The organism is Streptomyces sp. NPDC054047 (genome assembly GCF_055585065.1).
Genome location: NZ_JBVJKV010000008.1, coordinates 159,707 through 177,806, shown reverse-complemented (window position 1 = coordinate 177,806; position 18,100 = coordinate 159,707). Strand labels below are relative to the sequence as shown.

The window sequence follows — 18,100 nt, the reverse complement described above, 5'->3', positions numbered from 1 at the left end:
GTGTTGTAACCGTACGTCAACGGCGACGACCAGCGCAAATCAGTTCCGGCGCCCGCTGTGGGCAGGCGTTCCGCAGGGCGGAACGGGTGGGCAGGGCGAGCATGGCCCACCCACGCCCTGCACCCGCTCAGGCGGTCAGCTCCTGCTGAAGCGCCTCGCGCAAGCGAGCCGCCCGCTCGGAAACCTCGGCCGGCCCGAGCTCCACGGCACGCGACGCCCACCGCTGCCCCTCGACCAGCTGCCCGCGCCGAGCGTAGAGCAGCGCAAGGCGCAAGGCGGCCCGCCCGTGCCCCGCGTCAGCGGCCCGGGTCCACCACAGCGCCGCCTCCGGCTCGCTGCCCTCGCGGGCCAGCAGCAGCCCCAGGTTGAACGCGCCGTTCCGGCTCCCCGCGTCCGCCGCGAGCCGGTACCAGCGCGCCGCCTCGACGACGTCACCGCGCCCCGCTGCCAGCATCCCGACCCGGACCTGCGCACGCCGGTGCCCCTGCTGGGCAGCACGCTCGTACCACTCCTCGCACTCCGTCTTCTCCATGGCGGGCTCCCCGAGCGCGGGCGGACCCGCGGGGGGCCGCCGCGCGTCGAGCACGGTGCCCAGGCGGTACGCCGCCTCCGCGCTGCCGCCGCCCGCCGCGCACCGCAGATGCCGCTCGGCTTCCTGCTCGTCGCCCTCCCGCAGCCGCGCGGTGCCGACCTGGAGCGCGGCCTCGGTGTGCCCGGCGGCCGCCGCACGCTCGTACCAGGGCAGGGCGGAGCTCTCGTCGTCACGGGACGCGTACAGAATCCCGAGGTTGAAGGCCGCGTCCACGCTGCCCGCCTCCGCGGCCTTGGAGAACCACGGCTCGGCACCCGCCGCGTCGCCGCCCTGGAGCAGCAGCACGGCGAGCGCGTTGGCCGCCTCGCGGTGACCGGCGTACGCGGCACGCCTGTACCACTGGTCGGCCTGCGCGGTCCGTCCCTGCTCGGCGCAGAGCAGACCGAGGTTGTACGCGCCGTTCACGTCCCCCGCGTCCATGGCCGCGCGGTACCACCGCTCGGCGGTCTGGGTCTCGCCCCGCTCGGCGTGCAGCGCGCCCAGGGCGTTCGCGGCGTTCCCGTCGCCGTCCTGGGCCGCTTTCAGCCACCAGACGGCGGCGCTCTCCTCGTCGCCCGCGTCACGCAGCAGGAAGCCGAGGGCGCAGGCGGCACGCGCCTCCCCGTCCTTCGCGGAGTTCAGGTACCAGCGCCCCGCCTCCTTCAGCTCGCCGCGCTGCTCCAGGATCGCGCCGAGGTGCAGCGCGGCCCGCCGGTGCCCGCGCGCGGCGGCCTGGCGGTACCACTGCTCGGCCTCGGCGGCGGCGGAACGCGCCCCTTTGGCGACGGCCTTGGCGGGAGCCTTCGCCTCGCCGCGCTCGGCCGTGGCCCGCCGGTCCAGGGCGCGGGCGATCCGGTACGCGGCCTCGCGGTGGCCGCGCTCGGCCGACGCCCTCATCCAGCGCTCGGCGCCGACGTCACCTCGGTGTTCGAGAAGATCGGCGAGGGCGTACGCGCCCAGGGCGTGGCCCTGCTCGGCGGACTGCCGAAGCCAGTACTCCGCGGCCGGCTCGTCGCCGCGCTCGCGGTGGTGGCGCCCGAGCGCGTGCGCGGCCGCGGCGGAACCCGCGACGGCGGCGACCCGCCACCATCCGGCGGCTTCGTCGGCGTACCCGCGCTGGTGGAGGAGGACTCCGAGGTTGTTGGCTGCGGCGCGGTCGCCCTCGGCGGTCGCAGCGCGCAGCAGGGATTCGGCCCCGTCGAGATCACCGCGGCGCAGCAGAAGGCTTCCGAGGACGCTCATCGCGTCGACGTCTCCGGCCTCGGCGGCCAGCCGATGGCGCATCTCCTCGGCGGCCGCCCCGGGATCCTCCCGGTCGGCCGGCTGCACAAACCGCCCTGTCTCCAACAGAGTTGCCTTGTCCCCCATAACGTCCATCGTCGCACCACCTGCAACCTGGGTACACCTGGTATACCGCAGCCAGTGAGGTCACTTCAGCGTTTTGTCGACATGCCCACAGAGAGATAAGTCAAACACAGATTTCCCAACTCCCCTCGGGCGGCGCACCGTTCGCACAGACCAGCGCACCCCGCCACGGACCCCACGCACACACGGCGAAGGCCCGGATCCGATAAGGATCCGGGCCTTCGCCTACTAGTAGCGGGGACAGGATTTGAACCTGCGACCTCTGGGTTATGAGCCCAGCGAGCTACCGAGCTGCTCCACCCCGCGCCGTTGTGCTGCAACCGTACCACGGCGCGGGAGGGGTGTTTCGCAGCTGGTCAGCCGCCGTTCTCGTCCCCGTTCTTGTCGCTGTTCTTGTCTCCGCTCTTGTCGCCCTTCTTGTCCGCCGCGGCCTGCGCGTCCTCGGCTCGCTGGAGGGCTTCCTCGAGCTTCTCCTGGGCTTCGCCGTACGCCTTCCAGTCGCCGTCCTTCAGGGCCGTCTGCCCGTCCTCGAACGCCGTCTGGGCGTCGTCGAGGGCAGCCTGCACCGTCGGGTCGTCGGTCTTGGGCGGATCGGTCGGCTCGTCCGTGTCGCCGTCGTCGGCCGGTGGCTTGGTGGTGCCCTCGGCGCCGAAGACCTGGTTGAGGCCGTCGCTCAGGGAGTCCGCGAAGGCGGTCTCGGTGCCGTACGACACCGCGACCTTCTTCAGGAGCGGATACGCCGATTTACGTCCCTGCACGTACACGGGCTCTACGTAGAGGAACCCGTCGTCCAGTGGCACGGTCAGCAGGTTTCCGTAGAGGACGTCGGAGTCGGCGCCCTTCATGTCCCGGACGAAGTTGCCGACCTCCGTCATCGAGTTCAGCTTGTTCTGGACCTGTTCCGGGCCGTCCACGTCGCCCGTGACTCTCAGCAACTTCATCGTGCCGAAGTTCTTGCTTCTGGCGTCGGCGTCGACCGTCATGAAGGCCCGCAGGTTGGGCCGCCCACTGGGGGTGAACGTCGTCGTCAGCGAGAACTGCTGCTGCGTCTGGCCCGGCGTCTTCATGGACAAGTAGTACGGCGGGACCGCGCTGTTGTCCTTCTTCGTCGGGTCGTTCGGCACCTGCCACGCGTCACTCGCGTTGTAGAACTGGCCGGGGTCCGTGACGTGGTAGAGCGTCAGGAGCTCGCGCTGCACCTTGAACATGTCCTGCGGGTAGCGCAGGTGGTCCATCAGGGCCTTGGGGATGTCGCCCTTGTCCTTGACGGTGTCCGGGAACGCCTTCTTCCAGGTCTTGAGGACCGGGTCCTTGTCGTCCCAGGTGTAGAGCTTGACCTCACCCGTGTACGCGTCGACGGTCGCCTTCACCGAGTTGCGGATGTAGTTGACCCGGTTCTGCTGGGCCACCACCGCGCGGGCGTCGTCCGACTCGGAGAGCGAGTCGGCCGTCGTGTCGCCGAGCGTGGTCCGCGAGGCGTACGGATAGCCGTTGCTCGTCGTGTAGGCGTCGACGACCCACTGGATGCGGCCGTCGACCACCGTCGGATACGTGTCGCCGTCGATGGTCAGCCAGGGGGCCACCGACTCGACGCGCTCCTTGGGCGTGCGGTTGTAGAGAATCCGCGAGCCCTCGCCGATCGCGCCCGAGTACAGCATCTGCGGCTCGCCGAAGGACACGGCGTACGCGGCGCGGTTGATCGGGTTGGAGAGGTTGACCCCGCTGTCGCCCTTGTAGCTGTAGGTCTTCTGACCCCCGCCGTCCTCCTCGTAGTCGAGCTCCTTCTGGGGCCCGCCCACGATCGAGTACTGGGTGGTCTTCTCGCCGTAGTAGATCCGCTGCTCGTACGGGCCGAGGTTGCCCGTGGTGGGCAGGCCGGACTCCGTGAAGTCCGGGGCGCCCTTGGAGCCCTTCTTCGTCTCCGTGCCCTTGGCCGTGACCATGCCGTAGCCGTGGGTGTAGGCGAAGTGGTCGTTGATCCAGTTGCGCTTGTCCAGCTTGTCGAGGCTGAGCTCACGCAGACCGACGATGGTGTCCTGGCCGTTGTAGCGGTCCACGTCCAGGGTCGTCGGGAAGCGGTAGTACTCGCGCTCCTGCTCCAGCTGCTGGAACGTCGGCGAGACGATGTTCGGGTCGTTCAGCCGGTAGTTGGCGGCCGAGTCCGCGTCGTCGCGCTTCTTCTTGGGGTCCTCGTCGGCCTTGCCCGCGCCCTTGTAGTCCTCGGGCTTCACACCGCTGATGCCGTACGCGTTGCGCGTGGCCTCGATGTTCTTCTCGATGTACGGCGCTTCCTTGGCCTGCTCGTTCGGCTGGACCTGGAACTTCTGCACGATGGCCGGGTACAGACCGCCGATGAGGATGGCGGAGAGAACCATCAGGCCGAAGCCGATGACCGGCAGCTGCCAGGTGCGGCGCCACAGCGTCCCGAAGAAGAGCAGCGCGCAGATGACGGCGATGCAGAACAGGATGGTCTTCGCCGGCAGGTACGCGTTCGCGTCCACGTAGCGAAGGCCCGTCCAGTCGCCCGTCGCCTTGAAGTCACTGGACTTCACCGCGAGGCCGTACCGGTCGAGCCAGTACGCCACGGCCTTGAGCGTCACGAAGACGCCGAGCAGCACCGACAGGTGCCCCGTGGACGCCGCCGTGGCGCGCGCGCCGGGGCTGGTGATCCGCAGGCCGCCGTACAGGTAGTGCGTGAGGGCCGCCGCGATCAGGGAGAGCACGGTGGCCGCGAAGCCGAAGCCGAGCAGGAATCGGTACCAGGGAAGGTCGAACGCGAAGAACGACACGTCCAGGTGGAACTGCGGGTCCTTCTGTCCGAAGGAGACGCCGTTCACCCACAGCAGCCATGTGCGCCACTGGCCCGCGGCCGACGCGCCCGCGATCAGGCCGACGAGCGTGGCGATGCCGAGCAGCAGCCACTTCTTGTACGGCGCGATGCTCATGCGGTACCGGTCGAGGCTCTGCTGCTCCATCGACATGGCGCTCAGCGGCGGGCGCAGCCGGTGCGCCAGCCAGATGTTCAGTCCGACCGCGGCCGCCATCAGGAGGCCGAAGACGAAGAACAAGCCGATCTTGGTCCACAGGGTCGTCGTGAAGACCGACGAATAGTTGACCGAGCGGTACCAGAGCCAGTCCGTCCAGAACCCCGCGAACATGACGAACACCATGGCGAGAACAGCCAGGATGCCCAGTGTCATGAGCAGGGTCCGGACGCGACGGGACGGTCGGCCCACTCTGATCCGTGGCCCCGTCGGGCCTCCGCCGCGGTCCGGCATCTGGAAAGCCAAGGTGCGCACCTCGAAGTTCGATGTTGATTCTGTTGATCCGTCAGGGTCCTGTGATCGTGGACCCACACCTATGCAACTTACCTACGCTTTACTCGGTTCCCGTTTCTCGGGACTAACGAGGCAGGATTGTGACCATGTCCAACACTCCCATGGCAGCGAGCCCCCTCACCCGTGCCGTGCTCGAGATCGATGAGTACGCGTCCGGCCTCGGCTGGGACCAGCCCGCACGCCTCTTCGCGCTCGTCGACACGGCGCGGCTTCGCACCCAAGAACCCGGCCTCGCCACTCAGCTCGGCCTCGACAACTCCCCCGAGGAGACCGCCCTCACACCCATCGAGCAGGAGGAGATCCCCGCGGGCAAGCCGCTGGACGAGTTCCTCGGCACCATCGCCTGGCCGGACGCCGTGGTGGGCTGCGCCCTCACGGTGGAGCGCCTGATGCTGCCGCCGTCCGCGGAGACCTCCGTCCCGGAGGGCCTCGGCGAGGCTCAGCTCGCGAAGTGGGTGGCCGAGCACCCCGACCGCCAGGAGGTGCGCATGACGGTCGCGGTGCTCCGTGACGGTGCGCGTGAGTCGGCCCTGCGGCTGCGCGAGAAGGACTCGCCCACCGAGGTCCTCACGGGGTCCGACCTGGTTCCGGGGCTCGCGGAGGCGCTGGCGGCCACGTTCGCCGACTGACACCACGCTGCTGTAGTAACAGCTGTTCTCGTACGCGGGTGGGGTGCGTCCCCGCCCGCGTACGTCCGTCTTCAGGCGCCCTGTGCCGCTACTTCTTCACCGTGCACCGCGGCAGGTCGGCGGTGTCGCCCTTGCGGATGTCGTTGAGGGAGTCGACCGCGTCGTCGATGGTGTTCACCTCGACCAGCGTGAGGCCGTCCGGGACGTCCTTGGCGGCCGTGGCGCAGTTGTCCTTCGGCGTCAGGAAGTACTCGGCGCCCTTGGCGCGCGCGCCGACCGTCTTCATGCCGATGCCGCCGATCGGGCCGACCTTGCCCTTGTCGTCGATCGTGCCGGTGCCTGCCACGAAGTTGCCGCCGGTGAGGTCGTTCGGGGTCAGCTTGTCGACGATGCCGAGCGCGAACATCAGTCCGGCGCTGGGGCCGCCGACGTCGGCGAGCTTGATGTCGATGGTGAACGGGAACGTGTGGTCGGTGCCCGCCCGGATGCCGACGATCGCGCGGCCGTCCTCGGCCTTCTCCGTGGTGATCTTGACGTCGTCCGTCCGGGTCGGCTCCTTGCCCGCCTTCTCGGCGGCGGCCGCCTCCTTGACGGGGACGACGCTGAAGACGACGTCCTGGCCCGGCTTGTGCTTGGTGACCAGCTCGGCGACGTCCGTCATCTCCTTCACGGGCGTGCCGTCGACCTTCTTGATGACGTCTCCCGCGTGGAGCGTGCCCTCCGCGGGGCTGTCCTTGAAGACGGTGGAGACGACGACCTGGGACTTCACCGGGATGTCCAGTTCCCGCAACGCCGCGACCTTGGCGCTCTCCTGGGACTGGCTGAACTCCTCGGCGTTCTCCTGGGTCGACTGCTGCTCGGTCTTGCCGTCCGGGTAGAGGGTGTCGTGCGGCACCACGATGTTGTCGTGGGCCAGCCAGCCGTACACGGCCTCCGCGATGTTCATGTTGTAGTCGGCGCTGGTGACCCGGACCGTCGTCATGTTCAGGTGACCGGTCGTCGGGTACGTCTTGCGCCCGGAGATCTGCAGCACCGGCTCGCCGCCGTGGTCGCCGAGGGTGTTCACCGTGGGCCCCGGGGACATCTCCGAGTACGGGACTTTGATGAGCACTCCGGCGCAGAGCAGCGCGATCAGCATGAGGGTGGAGGCGAGCATCGTCGCGGTGCGGCGTGGCATGGAACGACAGTACGGGACCTGCCTGTCAGTGCACCGCTGGGGCCAGTCCGTACGGGGGCTCACGGAGCGCGGGGTGCCTCACGTGCCGGAGTGGGACTTCTCCATGGCCTCGCGGAAGGCCGCGTAGCCGTTGAGCTCGGTGTGGTCCCCGCTCTTGCCGGACTTGCGGTTGCGCGCCGCCAAGGCGGCCCACAGCCCCGCACCGACAGCTGCCGCAAAAGGAATCAGCAACCAGGCAAGTGATGCCATGTCGACCTCCCGACCCCATGAGCGACAACAACTGACTGATCAGCAGATTAACCATCCGCTGCGTCAACGCTCACGCCAGGGGTCGGGTTACGCAACCGGAGGCTCTTGGGGCCAACTGGCCCCAAGAGGCGGCAGGAGGTCAGCAGGCGCCGACCCACTCCTCCTTGCCGTCGGCGAACCGCTGGTGCTTCCAGATCGGCACCTCGTGCTTGAGGTCGTCGATCAGCTGGCGGCAGGCGTCGAAGGCCTCGGCGCGGTGCGGGCAGGAGACGGCCACGACGACCGCGAGGTCGCCCACCGCCAGGTCGCCGACGCGGTGGACGGCGGCCAGGGCACGCACCGGATACGCGGCGACGACCTTCTCGGCCACTCGGCGCATCTCGGCCTCGGCCGTCGGGTGCGTCGAATAGCCGAGCTCGTCGACGTCCACACCGCCGTCGTGATTGCGCACGGTCCCCACGAAGAGCGCCGTGCCGCCCGCGGCGTCGTCCCCGACGGCCCGGAAGACCTCGTCCAGGGAGAGCGGTGCGTCACGGATCGCGAGGAGCCGGATGGGGTCCTGCGCGGCCTGCTCGCCGGGGTGGTCGTTCGTGGTGCGTGCCATGCGGCCATGGTGCCGCACGGCACGGACATCACGGAATAGCGCTTTCGCCCGGCACGCGCGCGTGCCGGGTTGGAGATCCCTACAGGGGCCGTCGGGTCTCAGATCCGGCGCCGCGCCTTCCGCGCGCGCCGCACCACCGCGGCCGCGCCCAGCAGCGCGACCGTCGCACCGGCGGCACCCGCGGCCGTCGCGTCCTTGCGCCCGAGCCTGCGGCCCGCCACGGTCCTGCGCCCGGCGACCTCCTCGAGGAGCTCCGCGAGGACCTCCTCGTTGGTCCACTGCGGCCGCCAGCCCGCGTCGTGCAGCCGGCTGACGCTGACCACCCACGGGTACATCGTGTACGCGAGGTCACCGGCCGGAGACGGAGTGAGACCGATCCGGTGCAGTCGGGCCGCCGCGCCGAGGGCCACCGTGGAGGGCAACTCCATGCGCCGGATCTCGCTGAGCTCCTCGACCTCTTCCTGCTCAAGCCATCCGTCGCAGCCGACGGCGAGCTCGCCGTCGACCTTCTCCAGGACGGCGTACTCGAGGGCGCTGCACAGGTCCTCGACGTGGCAGAACTGCCAGGCCGGGCGTGAGCCCGCCACCACGAGCAGCCGGGGCGACTCGAAGTAGCGCGTGAGCGCGGTGTCGGTGCCGCCCACCAGGATCGCGGGCCGCACCACGGTGACGTTCAGGCCCGGGTGCGCGCGGGGCGCGCGCCGGGCAAGACGCTCGACCTCCAGGAGGTCACCGACGCCGGTGGCCTCCGCGGTGGCGCGCAGTTCGGAGTCTTCGGAGAGGGGCAGTTCGTTGTCGGCCAGCGCTCCGTAGACCATCGCCGACGTGCAGAGCACGACGCGGTGGACACCGGCCGCCGCTGCGGCCGTCAGCACGGTCTGCGTGCCGCGCACGTTGTACGCCGTACGGGCCGCGGCGTCGGTCTCCAGGTCGAGATCGAGCGCGAGGTGGACCACGACGTCCGCGCCCCGCAGCTTCTCGGCGATGGCCGGGTCCCTGACGTCCAGGATGTGCCACTGGGCCTGGGCGCACTCGCCCCGCCGCTCGTCGATGGCAACGACCTGCTTGATCTCCTCGGACGCGGCAAGGCGCTCGGTCAGCAGCGCGCCCACGCCGGACGCGGCGCCTGTGACGGCGACCACGGGCCCGCGGACGGGGGCCGGAGTAGAAAGGTTTCGCGCTGCGCGAACCTGTGGATCTGGGGAACTCACCGGGCGTCTCCAGCGGTTGTCTTCAGTAGATACGCGAATGACGCGTACGTACCAGGTGGCATCCATCCTGCCGCAGGCCATGAGTCGGCGAAGCACTGAGGCCCGATCCGGTCACGGTGTCTACGCTGGGTGGTGTTGTAGGGCAGCCGCCGCCGGAACCGTACCGGCGGCCTGACGAGCCGAGGAATCCCGTGAGTGACACCCCATTCGGATTCGGCCTTCCGCCGGAGGAGCCGGAAGACGGCGACGAGGGCAAGAAGAAGGAATCCCCCGGACAGGGACAGAGCGGGGGACAGGGAGCCGGTGGCCCTGGGAACCCATTCGGCTTCGGCGGCCTGCCCGGCGCGGGCGGTCCCGGCGGTGACAATCCGTTCGCCGCGATGTTCGGTTCGATGAATCCGAACGACCTGGGCGCCGCCTTCCAGCAGCTCGGCCAGATGCTCTCGTACGAGGGCGGCCCGGTGAACTGGGACATGGCCAAGGACATCGCGCGCCAGACCGTCTCCCAGGGGACGCCTGACGGCACCAAGGACGCCAGCGTCGGTCCCACCGAGCGCGGCGCGGTCGAGGAGGCCATCCGCCTCGCCGACCTGTGGCTCGACGACGCGACGTCGCTGCCGTCCGGCTCGACCCTCGCCGTGGCCTGGAGCCGCGCCGAATGGGTCGAGGCGACCCTCCCGGTGTGGAAGGAGCTGGTCGACCCGGTCGCCGAGCGCGTCGGCCTCGCCATGGGCGACGTGCTGCCCGAGGAGATGCAGGCCATGGCCGGCCCGCTCATCGGGATGATGCGCTCCATGGGCGGCGCCATGTTCGGCCAGCAGATCGGCCAGGCCGTGGGCGTGCTCGCGGGCGAGGTCGTCGGCTCCACCGACATCGGCCTGCCCCTCGGCCCGGCCGGCAAGGCCGCCCTGCTCCCGGTGAACGTCGAGGCCTTCGGCAAGGACCTGGGCATCGCCCAGGAGGAGGTCCGGCTCTACCTGGCGCTGCGCGAGGCCGCCCACCAGCGGCTCTTCGCCCACGTGCCGTGGCTGCGCTCGCACCTGTTCGGCGCGGTCGAGGGATACGCCCGCGGCATCAAGGTCGACACGGCCAAGCTGGAGGACGTGGTCGGCCAGCTCGACCCGCAGAACCCCGAGCAGCTCCAGGAGGCACTCCAGCAGGGCATGTTCCAGCCGGAGGACACTCCCGCGCAGAAGGCCGCCCTGGCCCGCCTGGAGACGGCTCTCGCGCTCGTCGAGGGCTGGGTGGACGCGGTCGTGCACGCGGCGGCCAAGCCCCGCCTGTCGTCCGCCGACGCCCTCCGCGAGACGCTGCGCCGCCGCCGTGCGACGGGCGGCCCCGCCGAGCAGACCTTCGCCACCCTCATCGGCCTGGAGCTGCGCCCGCGCAGGCTGCGGGACGCCTCGCGCCTGTGGGCCTCGCTCACGGACGCGCGCGGTGTGGACGGCCGTGACGGCCTGTGGGCACACCCGGACATGCTGCCGACGGCGTCGGACCTGGACGACCCGGACGGCTTCGTGCACCACGAGCCGGTGGACTTCTCCGAGCTGGACAAGATGCTCGGCGAGGCCGCGGGCGGCTCCGCCAAGCCGGACCTCAAGAAGGACACCGAGGACGACGGCGACGACAAGGGCGACAGCGACAAGTGAGTCTTCACGACGACGCGGTCCTCGTGCTCAAGAGCTACGAGGACCAGGGAGAGCTGCGCCAGTACTACCTGGACCATCTCTGCGCCCACCCCGAGAACGGCATGTGGAAGTCCTGCACGGACGGCCATGTGACGGCCAGCGCGCTGGTCGTCGACCCCACCCGCGGGCGGGCCTTGCTGACGCTGCACAAGAAGCTGCAGATGTGGCTGCAGATGGGCGGCCACTGCGAGCCGGGCGACCCGACGCTGGCCACCGCCGCGCTGCGCGAGGCGACGGAGGAGTCCGGCATCCCCGGCCTCACGCTGCTGCCCGGCGGTCCGGTGCGGCTGGACCGGCATCCGATCCCCGGGCCGTGCACGCAGCACCTGGACGTGCAGTACGCGGCCCTGGCCCCGCAGGACGCCGTCGAGGCGATCAGCGACGAGTCGCTGGACCTGCGCTGGTTCGCGTACGACGAGGTGGCGGGGGTGGCCGACGAGTCGGTCGTACGCCTGCTGGAAGCAACGAGGGCACGGCTGTAGGCCGCGCCCCGTAAGGGGCGCGGGGAGCTGCGCGACCGGCCACAACCGGCCCGCGGTTCCCCACGCTCCTGACTCTGCTTTCGCCCCCCGCGCAGGGGCTAGCTCCAGACGTTGCCCTGGTTCTGCCCCCGGGCGCCCTGCTGGCCCATGCCGTACTGAGCCCTGGCGCCCTGCCCGACGACGGCGTTCTGCGGCGGCAGCATCTCGCTCGGCTGGACGAGGGCGTAGCCCTGGCCCATGAAGCTGAGCTCCCAGCCCTCACCGGTGTTGCCGCGGCGCCGCCACACGCCCGATGAGTGCGTCTGGGCCTGCATCTGCACCCGCAGGCCGTTGGACCAGGCGACGATCGCGTCGGCGTCGGCGTTCACGTACTGGTCCGGCGTGACCTGAAGCATCAGCGGCTGGCCCGAGGTCATCAGGGCGACCTTGCCGCGGCCCGTGATGTTGAGCTGGTACTTGCCCGACCCGGAGATGCCGTACTGGCTGTCGACGGCGATGACCTGGTGGGTCAGCGACGAGTCGAGCGCGAGGACATAGCTGCTGTCCACGGTCAGACCGTCCTGGTCCACATCCACTACGTGGATGTACTGGGCGAGGTTGGCGAGATAGAGCGTGCCCTGGCCGTGGCAGCGCATCAGGTCGAGGCCTTCGCCGGTGTGCGCGCGGGCCCGCTGGTTGCCCTGGCTCTGGTACTCGGCGTCGAACTCGATCAGACCCTGGTAGGCGACCATGGCGCCCTTGCGGGCCAGGATGTCGTCGTGGCCGGCGAGGGCGACCCGCAGCAGCTGCGGGTTCTGGACGGTGTAGCGCTCCTGAGTCTGCTGCTCGGTGTGCGCGAAAAGTGGGCTCTGCATGATGTCCTGCTCCCCCTCAGCCCCGGGCTCGGAGACGGTCGGTGCTGTCCTCGCTGGGCTGTACGACGACGATGCCCTCTCCGGAGAAGCCCATCTGGTAGGCCTCACCGCTGCCGCGCCCGATGAGCGAACCGGCCTTGAAGCTGCGCTTGCCCTTCACCTTGAGGTTCGGGGACCAGGCGATCAGGGCGTCGGGGTCGACGTACGTCTCGTCGTCGCCACGGCCGCAGTCGACGACGATCGGAGTGCCGCGGGAGGTCAGGGCCACCCAGCCCTGCCCGGAGATCTTGACGTTCCACAGGCCCTGTCCGGCGAACTTGGCCATGCCCTTGACCCGCTCGACGCCCCACTGGAGGGACGTGTCGAAGGCGAGGAGGTTCGTACCGTTCACCGAGAGCGAGTCGCCCGCCAGGTTGATGACGACGACGTCGGCTCCGTAGTCGGCGAGATAGAGCAGGCCGTCTCCGGAGCACTTCATCAGAGGTGCGCCCTCGCCGGTCATCCACTCCCGCGCGATCTGACGCACGACGGGCGGATTGGGCTCGTACTGCACGAACCCTTCGTAGGCGACCATGGAGCCCACGCGCGCGAGGAGGTCGTTCCCGCTCTGCATGGCCACCTTGAGCATGTGGCTGCCGTGGTTCTCCATGCGGGCCGAGACCTGTGCCGGGGCGAAGCCCGAGAGTTGCTGATTCATGACGGGCTCCCTCAGACCTCGAACGGCTGGACGATGATGAAGTTGCCGGGCGCGCCCCGGAACTGGAGGTTCACGCTCTCCCCCGTGGCGCCCGCGTAGGCGTTGCTGCGCAGCCGCACCTGGCTGGAGACGATGGCCTGGGCCGCCGCCGACCAGGCGACGACGGCGTGGCAGTCGGCGAACGTGGTCGGCGTGACGGGCAGGACGACGGGCACGCCGTGCGTCTTGACGACGACCGTGCCGGTGCCCTGGAACTGCATCACGAACAGCGCGCCGCCGGGGATGCCGTGGCCCTCGATCCTGCGCACCTCGTGCTGGAGCGACTCGTCGAACGCGAGGACGTTCTCCGCGGAGACACAGATCGCGTCCCCTTGGAGCTCGATGGGGTGCAGATGCGTGGCCTCCTCGGCGAGGAAGACCTGGCCCCGGCCGGAGCAGCGCATCAGCTGCATCTCCTGGCCGGTCGAGTTGCCCACGACGCGGCCCGCGAAGCCCGCGCCCTTGTAGCTGAACTCGACCTTGCCCTGGTAGAGCACCATGCTGCCCTGCCGGGCGAGCACGGCCTGGTCGCTGACGCCGAGGTCGACGCGGACCAGCTTCTCGTTCTGCTGCGTCCAGCGCTGCCCGGTGGGGGCCTCGCGGTAGGCCGCGAGCGCGGCGGAGACACCGCCTCCCTGCGCGGCACCCTGGGGTACGCCGGCTCCGTACGGGGACGGGGCGGCGGGCTGACCGGGGAACTGGCCGGGGGGCTGCTGGCCGTAGCCGGGCGGCATCGGGGCGCTGGGCTGCTGGCCGTAACCGGGCGGCGGGGGCGCCGACTGGCCGGGGACCTGGCCGAACTGCGGCTGCTGCGGCGGCTGGCCGGGCTGTCCGTACGGCGCGGGGGCCGGCGGGGGCGGCACCGTGCCGCCCTGCGGCTGGTGCATCGGCGCCACGATGGTCTGCGCGGCGTGCACCGACGGGTCGACGGGGGCCGGGGCGGGCGGCGGAGTGGCACCCTGCGGCGGTGCGAAGTTCTGGGCCGGGGCGGGCGCGGGGGCCGGTGCCGGGGTCTGCGCGGGGGCCGCCGGTGCCGCGGGAGCGCCGAACGCGGGCGGCGCTGCGGCCTGGCCGGGGGGCGCGAAGGACGGGGCGCCGGTGGCCTGCGGTGGCTGCGGCGCGGGCTCCTCCTCGGCGACCTCGCCGCCGAAGTTCTTCAGGAGCGCGTCGAGGCCGCCGTCGAAGCCCTGCCCGATCGCGGCGAACCGCCAGACGTCCTTCAGATAGAAGTCGCCCAGCATCACGGCACGTTCCGTGGAGAACTCGGCGCCGTTGAAGGAGTAGCGGGCCACTTCCTCGCCGCCCGCGACGATCCGGATGTAGCCGGGGGCGACCTGCGACATCTGTCCGGCGCCGTCGATCGTCGCGGTGAACGACAGCTTCTTGATCTGCGGCGGGATGCGGTCGAGCGTGACCCGGAAGGACTCCGTGTCGCCGGCCTGCGCGCCGAGGAGCTGGATGGATTCCTCGGGCGACTTCGGCTGGTTGAAGAAGATGAAGTAACTGTCGTCCGAGAGGCGCTCGTCCGCGTCAAGGCCGAAGCAGCTGATGTCGAAGCTCAGTCCGGGGGCGGAGATCTGCACGCCTACGTACAGATCGGTGCCCGCGGTGAGGTCACTGATCTTGGCCTTGTGGCCGCGTTGGAATTCCCTGGCCATACGTAACGACCGTCCCCCATCCCGAATGTAAATGCGTCGCGTCAGGCTAACCGGAAAGTCCGACAACGAACCAAGCCGGTACAGACCCGGTACACAACCTCACGGAGCACGGGAAGTTCACTCGTCGCGGGCAGCGGGCAGATGGGGCAGCCGGTCGGCCGCGACCACACCTTCGAGGTACCCACGGGCCCGCTCCGTCCGGGGATACGCCTCGAGGAGCTGCCAGAAGTTGGGCCCGTGCCCGGGGACCAGGAGATGCGCGAGCTCGTGGACGAGGACGTAGTCGACGACGTACTCGGGCATGCCCTGCAACCGGTGCGAAAGACGGATGCTGCCCTCCGACGGGGTGCACGAGCCCCATCGGGTGTTCTGGTTCGTGACCCAGCGAACGGACGTGGGCCTGGCCCGGGCGTCGAAGTACTGCTCGGAAAGACGCTCGGCGCGCTCGGCGAGCTCCGCGTCGCCCAGGACCCGCTTGCTCTCCTGGGCCGCGAGCTTGTCGAGCATGACGTTGACCCAGCGCTGTTCCTCGGCCTCGGACATGCGGGCGGGGATGAGCACGACGGTGCGATCGCCCTCTCGGTACGCGGAGACCGTTCTGCGACGGCGGGCGCTCCGTCTGACCTCGACCGCGCTCGCCCCCGAGCCGGGTGACGGCGGGCTGGTCGTGCTGCGCTGTGGGTTTCCGGCGCGGTGCAGTGGGTCGGCGGGCACGCCCCGACGTTACCCGCTGGGCGTGGGGGAAGTCCCGCCTCCGGGACGGTTCGGCGGGGTATCGCTCCCCGTGCGATCGATTAGTACGACGAATACCCCCTGCCTGTGGACAACGCTCCGCGGGTGTCGGGAAAGGCGGGCATTCTGGCTGTCGACCGGCGATGCGGACGGGGATCGACAGCGCCGGATGACCACGGGGGACGACCATGCATCCGATCTTGAAACCGGCGTTGCGGCGCGGTTGGCGCGATCTGAACACGATCCAGTTCGGCGTGGCGCCCGCCCACGCCCTGGTGCTCGGGCCGGTGGACACGGCGACAAGCAGCTTTCTCCAGCTCCTGGACGGGACACGCGGGCTGCCGCTCCTGCGCGACGAGGGCAGGCGGATGGGTCTGCCCGACGGTCACGTGGACCAGCTCGTGCGGCGGCTGTCCAGAGCGGGGCTCCTCGACGACGCGACGGGCGGCGGTTCGGCGGCCGACGCACTGCGCAAGCGAAGCCAGGCCATGGACCGGCTGCGTCCGGATCTGGCCTCCCTCTCGGTCGTGACGCCCGAGCCGGGTGACGGGATGCGCAAGCTGGCGGCGCGTCGCGCGATGCGGGTACAGGTGCGGGGCGCGGGCCGGGTGGGCGCGGTGGTGGCCTCGGTGCTGTCCGGGGCGGGCGTGGGGCAGGTCGACGTGATGGAGGGCGGGGTCGTCGAGCCCTGGGACGTGGCACCGGGCGGGCTGCCCGCCGAAGCGGTCGGCGCCCGCAGGGACGCGGCGGCGCGACGGGTCGTGCGGCAGTCGGCTCCGGACCGACCGCCCCGCCGGGGCCGGAGGGGGGCGGGAACAGCAGGGGCATCAGGGACAGAGGAGGCAGCAGGGTCAGCGGAGACAGCGGGAGAAGGGGAGCCGGGTCTCTCCCTCGTGATCATCGCGCCGCGGGACGGTCTCGACGCCCATTCACCCGACCCGCTCGCCGCCGAGCCGCTCGTCTCGGCGGGGACACCTCATCTCTACGCGGGTGTGATCGAGGGAACCGGGGTGGTGGGGCCGCTCGTCTTGCCGGGGGCGACAGCCTGCGCGGGCTGTCTGGCGCTGGACCGCGCGGACCGGGATCCGACCTGGCCGCGCATGCTGGCACAGTGGCGTTCGGGACGCGCGCGCCATGTCACCGCGTGTGATCTGGCACTGTCGACCACGGTCGCCGGCCTCACCGCGGCGCATGCCCTGGCCTTTCTGGACGGGGCCGCACCGGCGAGCGCGGGGGTCCGCTGGGAGGCGTCCGTGCCCGGATTCGACTGGCATGCACGACCGGTGCCACCGCATCTCACGTGCCCGTGCGGGGCGGGAGTGGTGGATAAGGGGGAACACCCCGCCGGGGACAGGAAGCAGCACGACACAATGGCCGGGTAACCGCCTGACAAGGCGTGGCTGTCTGGGACTTGGAGGGGCGCATGTCTGATCTTCCCCGGAAGGCGGTAACCCGTACCGCCAAACTGGCCGCGCTGCCACTCGGCTTCGCCGGGCGGGCGACCTGGGGGCTCGGCAAGCGGATCGGGGGCAAGTCCGCGGAGATCGTCGGCCGTGAGCTGCAACAGCGCACGGCGGAGCAGCTGTTCAAGGTGCTCGGCGAGCTCAAGGGCGGGGCCATGAAGTTCGGCCAGGCCCTGTCGGTCTTCGAGTCGGCGCTGCCCGAGGAGGTCGCGGGGCCGTATCGCGCCGCGCTGACGAAGCTGCAGGAAGCGGCGCCGCCGATGCCGACGCGCACCGTGCACGCCGTGCTCGCTGAGCGGCTCGGAGAGGACTGGCGCGAGCTGTTCCTGGAGTTCGACGACAAGCCGGCCGCCGCCGCGTCGATCGGCCAGGTCCACCGGGCGCTGTGGGCGGACGGGCGCGAGGTCGCCGTGAAGGTGCAGTATCCGGGGGCCGGTGAGGCGCTGCTCTCCGATCTGAACCAACTCAGCAGGTTCGCCCGGCTCCTGGGACCGCTGATTCCGGGGATGGACATCAAGCCGCTCATCGCGGAGCTGCGCGACCGGGTCTCCGAGGAGCTCGACTACAGCCTGGAGGCCCAGGCCCAGCACGCGCACGCCGAGGAGTTCGCGGACGACCCCGATGTCGTGGTGCCCGATGTGGTGCACCAGTGCGAGCAGGTCCTGGTGACCGAGTGGATCGAGGGGGTGCCCCTGTCGGACGTGATCGCGGACGGCACGCAGGAGCAGCGGGACCGGGCGGGACAGCTCCTTGCCCGTTTCCTCTTCTCGGGCCCGGCGCGCACCGGCCTGCTGCACGCCGATCCGCATCCGGGCAACTTCCGGCTGCTGCCCGACGAGAAGGACGGCTGGCGGCTCGGGGTCCTGGACTTCGGCACGGTGGACCGGTTGCCCGGCGGGCTGCCGCCGACCATCGGCCGCTCCCTGCGGATGACGCTCGACGGCGAGGCCGACGCGGTCTACGCGATGTTGCGCGAGGAGGACTTCGTCCAGGAGTCCGTCGAGCTCGAACCGGACGCGGTCCTCGACTATCTGCTGCCGATCATCGAACCGATGCTGGTGGAGGAGTTCACCTTCACCCGCGGCTGGATGCGCGGCCAGGCGGCACGGGTGGCCGATCCACGCTCCCCCGCCTACCAGTTGGGCAAGCGGCTGAACCTCCCGCCGTCGTATCTGCTGATCCACCGTGTGACGTTGAGCACGATCGGGGTGCTCTGTCAGCTCGGGGCGACGGTGCGGATGCGGGACGAGCTCGAGGAGTGGCTGCCGGGCTTCCTGGAGGAGGAGCCGGACGAGCTGGAGGAGCAGGAGGCGGAAGATCCTGCGGCCGGAGCCTGACCGGGC

General features: G+C 70.5%; 15 protein-coding genes and 1 tRNA gene. 5 read left to right on the top strand and 11 right to left on the bottom strand.

Going from position 1 to position 18,100, the window contains the following annotated elements; translation table 11 throughout:
* Positions 1–127: 127 nt before the first annotated feature.
* The 3 genes from ACZ6ZP_RS27440 to ACZ6ZP_RS27430 all read right to left on the bottom strand — a co-directional run bounded on the left by ACZ6ZP_RS27440 (position 128) and on the right by ACZ6ZP_RS27430 (position 5,214).
* Complete coding sequence (locus tag ACZ6ZP_RS27440; RefSeq protein ID WP_351163622.1) at positions 128–1,948, bottom strand: tetratricopeptide repeat protein; 1,821 nt, start codon at positions 1,946–1,948, stop codon at positions 128–130.
* 220 nt (positions 1,949–2,168) lie between these two features.
* Positions 2,169–2,242 (bottom strand) — tRNA-Met (locus ACZ6ZP_RS27435).
* A 50-nt stretch (positions 2,243–2,292) separates the two neighbouring features.
* Entirely contained in the window at positions 2,293–5,214 is a 2,922-nt protein-coding gene (locus ACZ6ZP_RS27430) for a UPF0182 family membrane protein (protein WP_351164019.1), read from the bottom strand.
* 146 nt (positions 5,215–5,360) lie between these two features.
* Between ACZ6ZP_RS27430 and ACZ6ZP_RS27425 the strand changes: the two genes are divergently transcribed.
* A complete protein-coding gene (locus ACZ6ZP_RS27425; RefSeq protein WP_351163619.1) occupies positions 5,361–5,903 on the top strand; it encodes a PPA1309 family protein in 543 nt (180 codons plus the stop codon).
* Positions 5,904–5,991: 88 nt separating this feature from the next.
* On the opposite strand, the gene ACZ6ZP_RS27420 is transcribed toward ACZ6ZP_RS27425, so the two are convergent.
* The 4 genes from ACZ6ZP_RS27420 to ACZ6ZP_RS27405 all read right to left on the bottom strand — a co-directional run bounded on the left by ACZ6ZP_RS27420 (position 5,992) and on the right by ACZ6ZP_RS27405 (position 9,144).
* Positions 5,992–7,080: a YlbL family protein gene (locus ACZ6ZP_RS27420; protein ID WP_351163617.1), complete on the bottom strand. Its 1,089-nt coding sequence runs from the start codon at positions 7,078–7,080 to the stop codon at positions 5,992–5,994.
* A 78-nt stretch (positions 7,081–7,158) separates the two neighbouring features.
* On the bottom strand, positions 7,159–7,329 hold the full coding sequence (locus tag ACZ6ZP_RS27415) for a hypothetical protein (RefSeq protein WP_351163615.1): 171 nt from the start codon (positions 7,327–7,329) through the stop codon (positions 7,159–7,161).
* Between the two features lie 139 nt (positions 7,330–7,468).
* A complete protein-coding gene (locus tag ACZ6ZP_RS27410) occupies positions 7,469–7,933 on the bottom strand; it encodes a molybdenum cofactor biosynthesis protein MoaE (protein WP_351163613.1) in 465 nt (154 codons plus the stop codon).
* 98 nt (positions 7,934–8,031) lie between these two features.
* On the bottom strand, positions 8,032–9,144 hold the full coding sequence (locus tag ACZ6ZP_RS27405) for an SDR family oxidoreductase (RefSeq protein ID WP_351163610.1): 1,113 nt from the start codon (positions 9,142–9,144) through the stop codon (positions 8,032–8,034).
* A gap of 191 nt (positions 9,145–9,335) precedes the next feature.
* Between ACZ6ZP_RS27405 and ACZ6ZP_RS27400 the strand changes: the two genes are divergently transcribed.
* Positions 9,336–10,793 (top strand): zinc-dependent metalloprotease, encoded by a 1,458-nt coding sequence (locus ACZ6ZP_RS27400; RefSeq protein WP_469408747.1) that lies wholly within the window; start codon positions 9,336–9,338, stop codon positions 10,791–10,793.
* The gene (locus ACZ6ZP_RS27395; RefSeq protein WP_361464364.1) at positions 10,790–11,314 is read left to right on the top strand and encodes an NUDIX hydrolase; all 525 of its coding nucleotides are present in this window, start codon (positions 10,790–10,792) and stop codon (positions 11,312–11,314) included. The genes ACZ6ZP_RS27400 and ACZ6ZP_RS27395 overlap by 4 nt, the downstream gene beginning before the upstream one ends.
* Positions 11,315–11,412: 98 nt before the next feature.
* On the opposite strand, the gene ACZ6ZP_RS27390 is transcribed toward ACZ6ZP_RS27395, so the two are convergent.
* The 4 genes from ACZ6ZP_RS27390 to ACZ6ZP_RS27375 all read right to left on the bottom strand — a co-directional run bounded on the left by ACZ6ZP_RS27390 (position 11,413) and on the right by ACZ6ZP_RS27375 (position 15,276).
* On the bottom strand, positions 11,413–12,168 hold the full coding sequence (locus tag ACZ6ZP_RS27390; RefSeq protein WP_351163603.1) for an AIM24 family protein: 756 nt from the start codon (positions 12,166–12,168) through the stop codon (positions 11,413–11,415).
* Positions 12,169–12,184: 16 nt separating this feature from the next.
* Positions 12,185–12,865 carry an AIM24 family protein gene (locus ACZ6ZP_RS27385; protein ID WP_469408745.1) on the bottom strand — a complete coding sequence of 227 codons (681 nt, stop codon included), beginning with the start codon at positions 12,863–12,865 and terminating at the stop codon, positions 12,185–12,187.
* Between the two features lie 11 nt (positions 12,866–12,876).
* Entirely contained in the window at positions 12,877–14,562 is a 1,686-nt protein-coding gene (locus ACZ6ZP_RS27380) for a TerD family protein (protein WP_469408743.1), read from the bottom strand.
* 117 nt (positions 14,563–14,679) lie between these two features.
* A complete protein-coding gene (locus ACZ6ZP_RS27375) occupies positions 14,680–15,276 on the bottom strand; it encodes a M48 metallopeptidase family protein (protein ID WP_351163596.1) in 597 nt (198 codons plus the stop codon).
* A 206-nt stretch (positions 15,277–15,482) separates the two neighbouring features.
* On the opposite strand from ACZ6ZP_RS27375, the gene ACZ6ZP_RS27370 reads away from it, so the two are divergent.
* Positions 15,483–16,676 carry a ThiF family adenylyltransferase gene (locus ACZ6ZP_RS27370; protein ID WP_469408741.1) on the top strand — a complete coding sequence of 398 codons (1,194 nt, stop codon included), beginning with the start codon at positions 15,483–15,485 and terminating at the stop codon, positions 16,674–16,676.
* A gap of 41 nt (positions 16,677–16,717) precedes the next feature.
* On the top strand, positions 16,718–18,094 hold the full coding sequence (locus ACZ6ZP_RS27365; protein ID WP_361464371.1) for an ABC1 kinase family protein: 1,377 nt from the start codon (positions 16,718–16,720) through the stop codon (positions 18,092–18,094).
* The last annotated feature ends 6 nt before the right edge of the window (positions 18,095–18,100 follow it).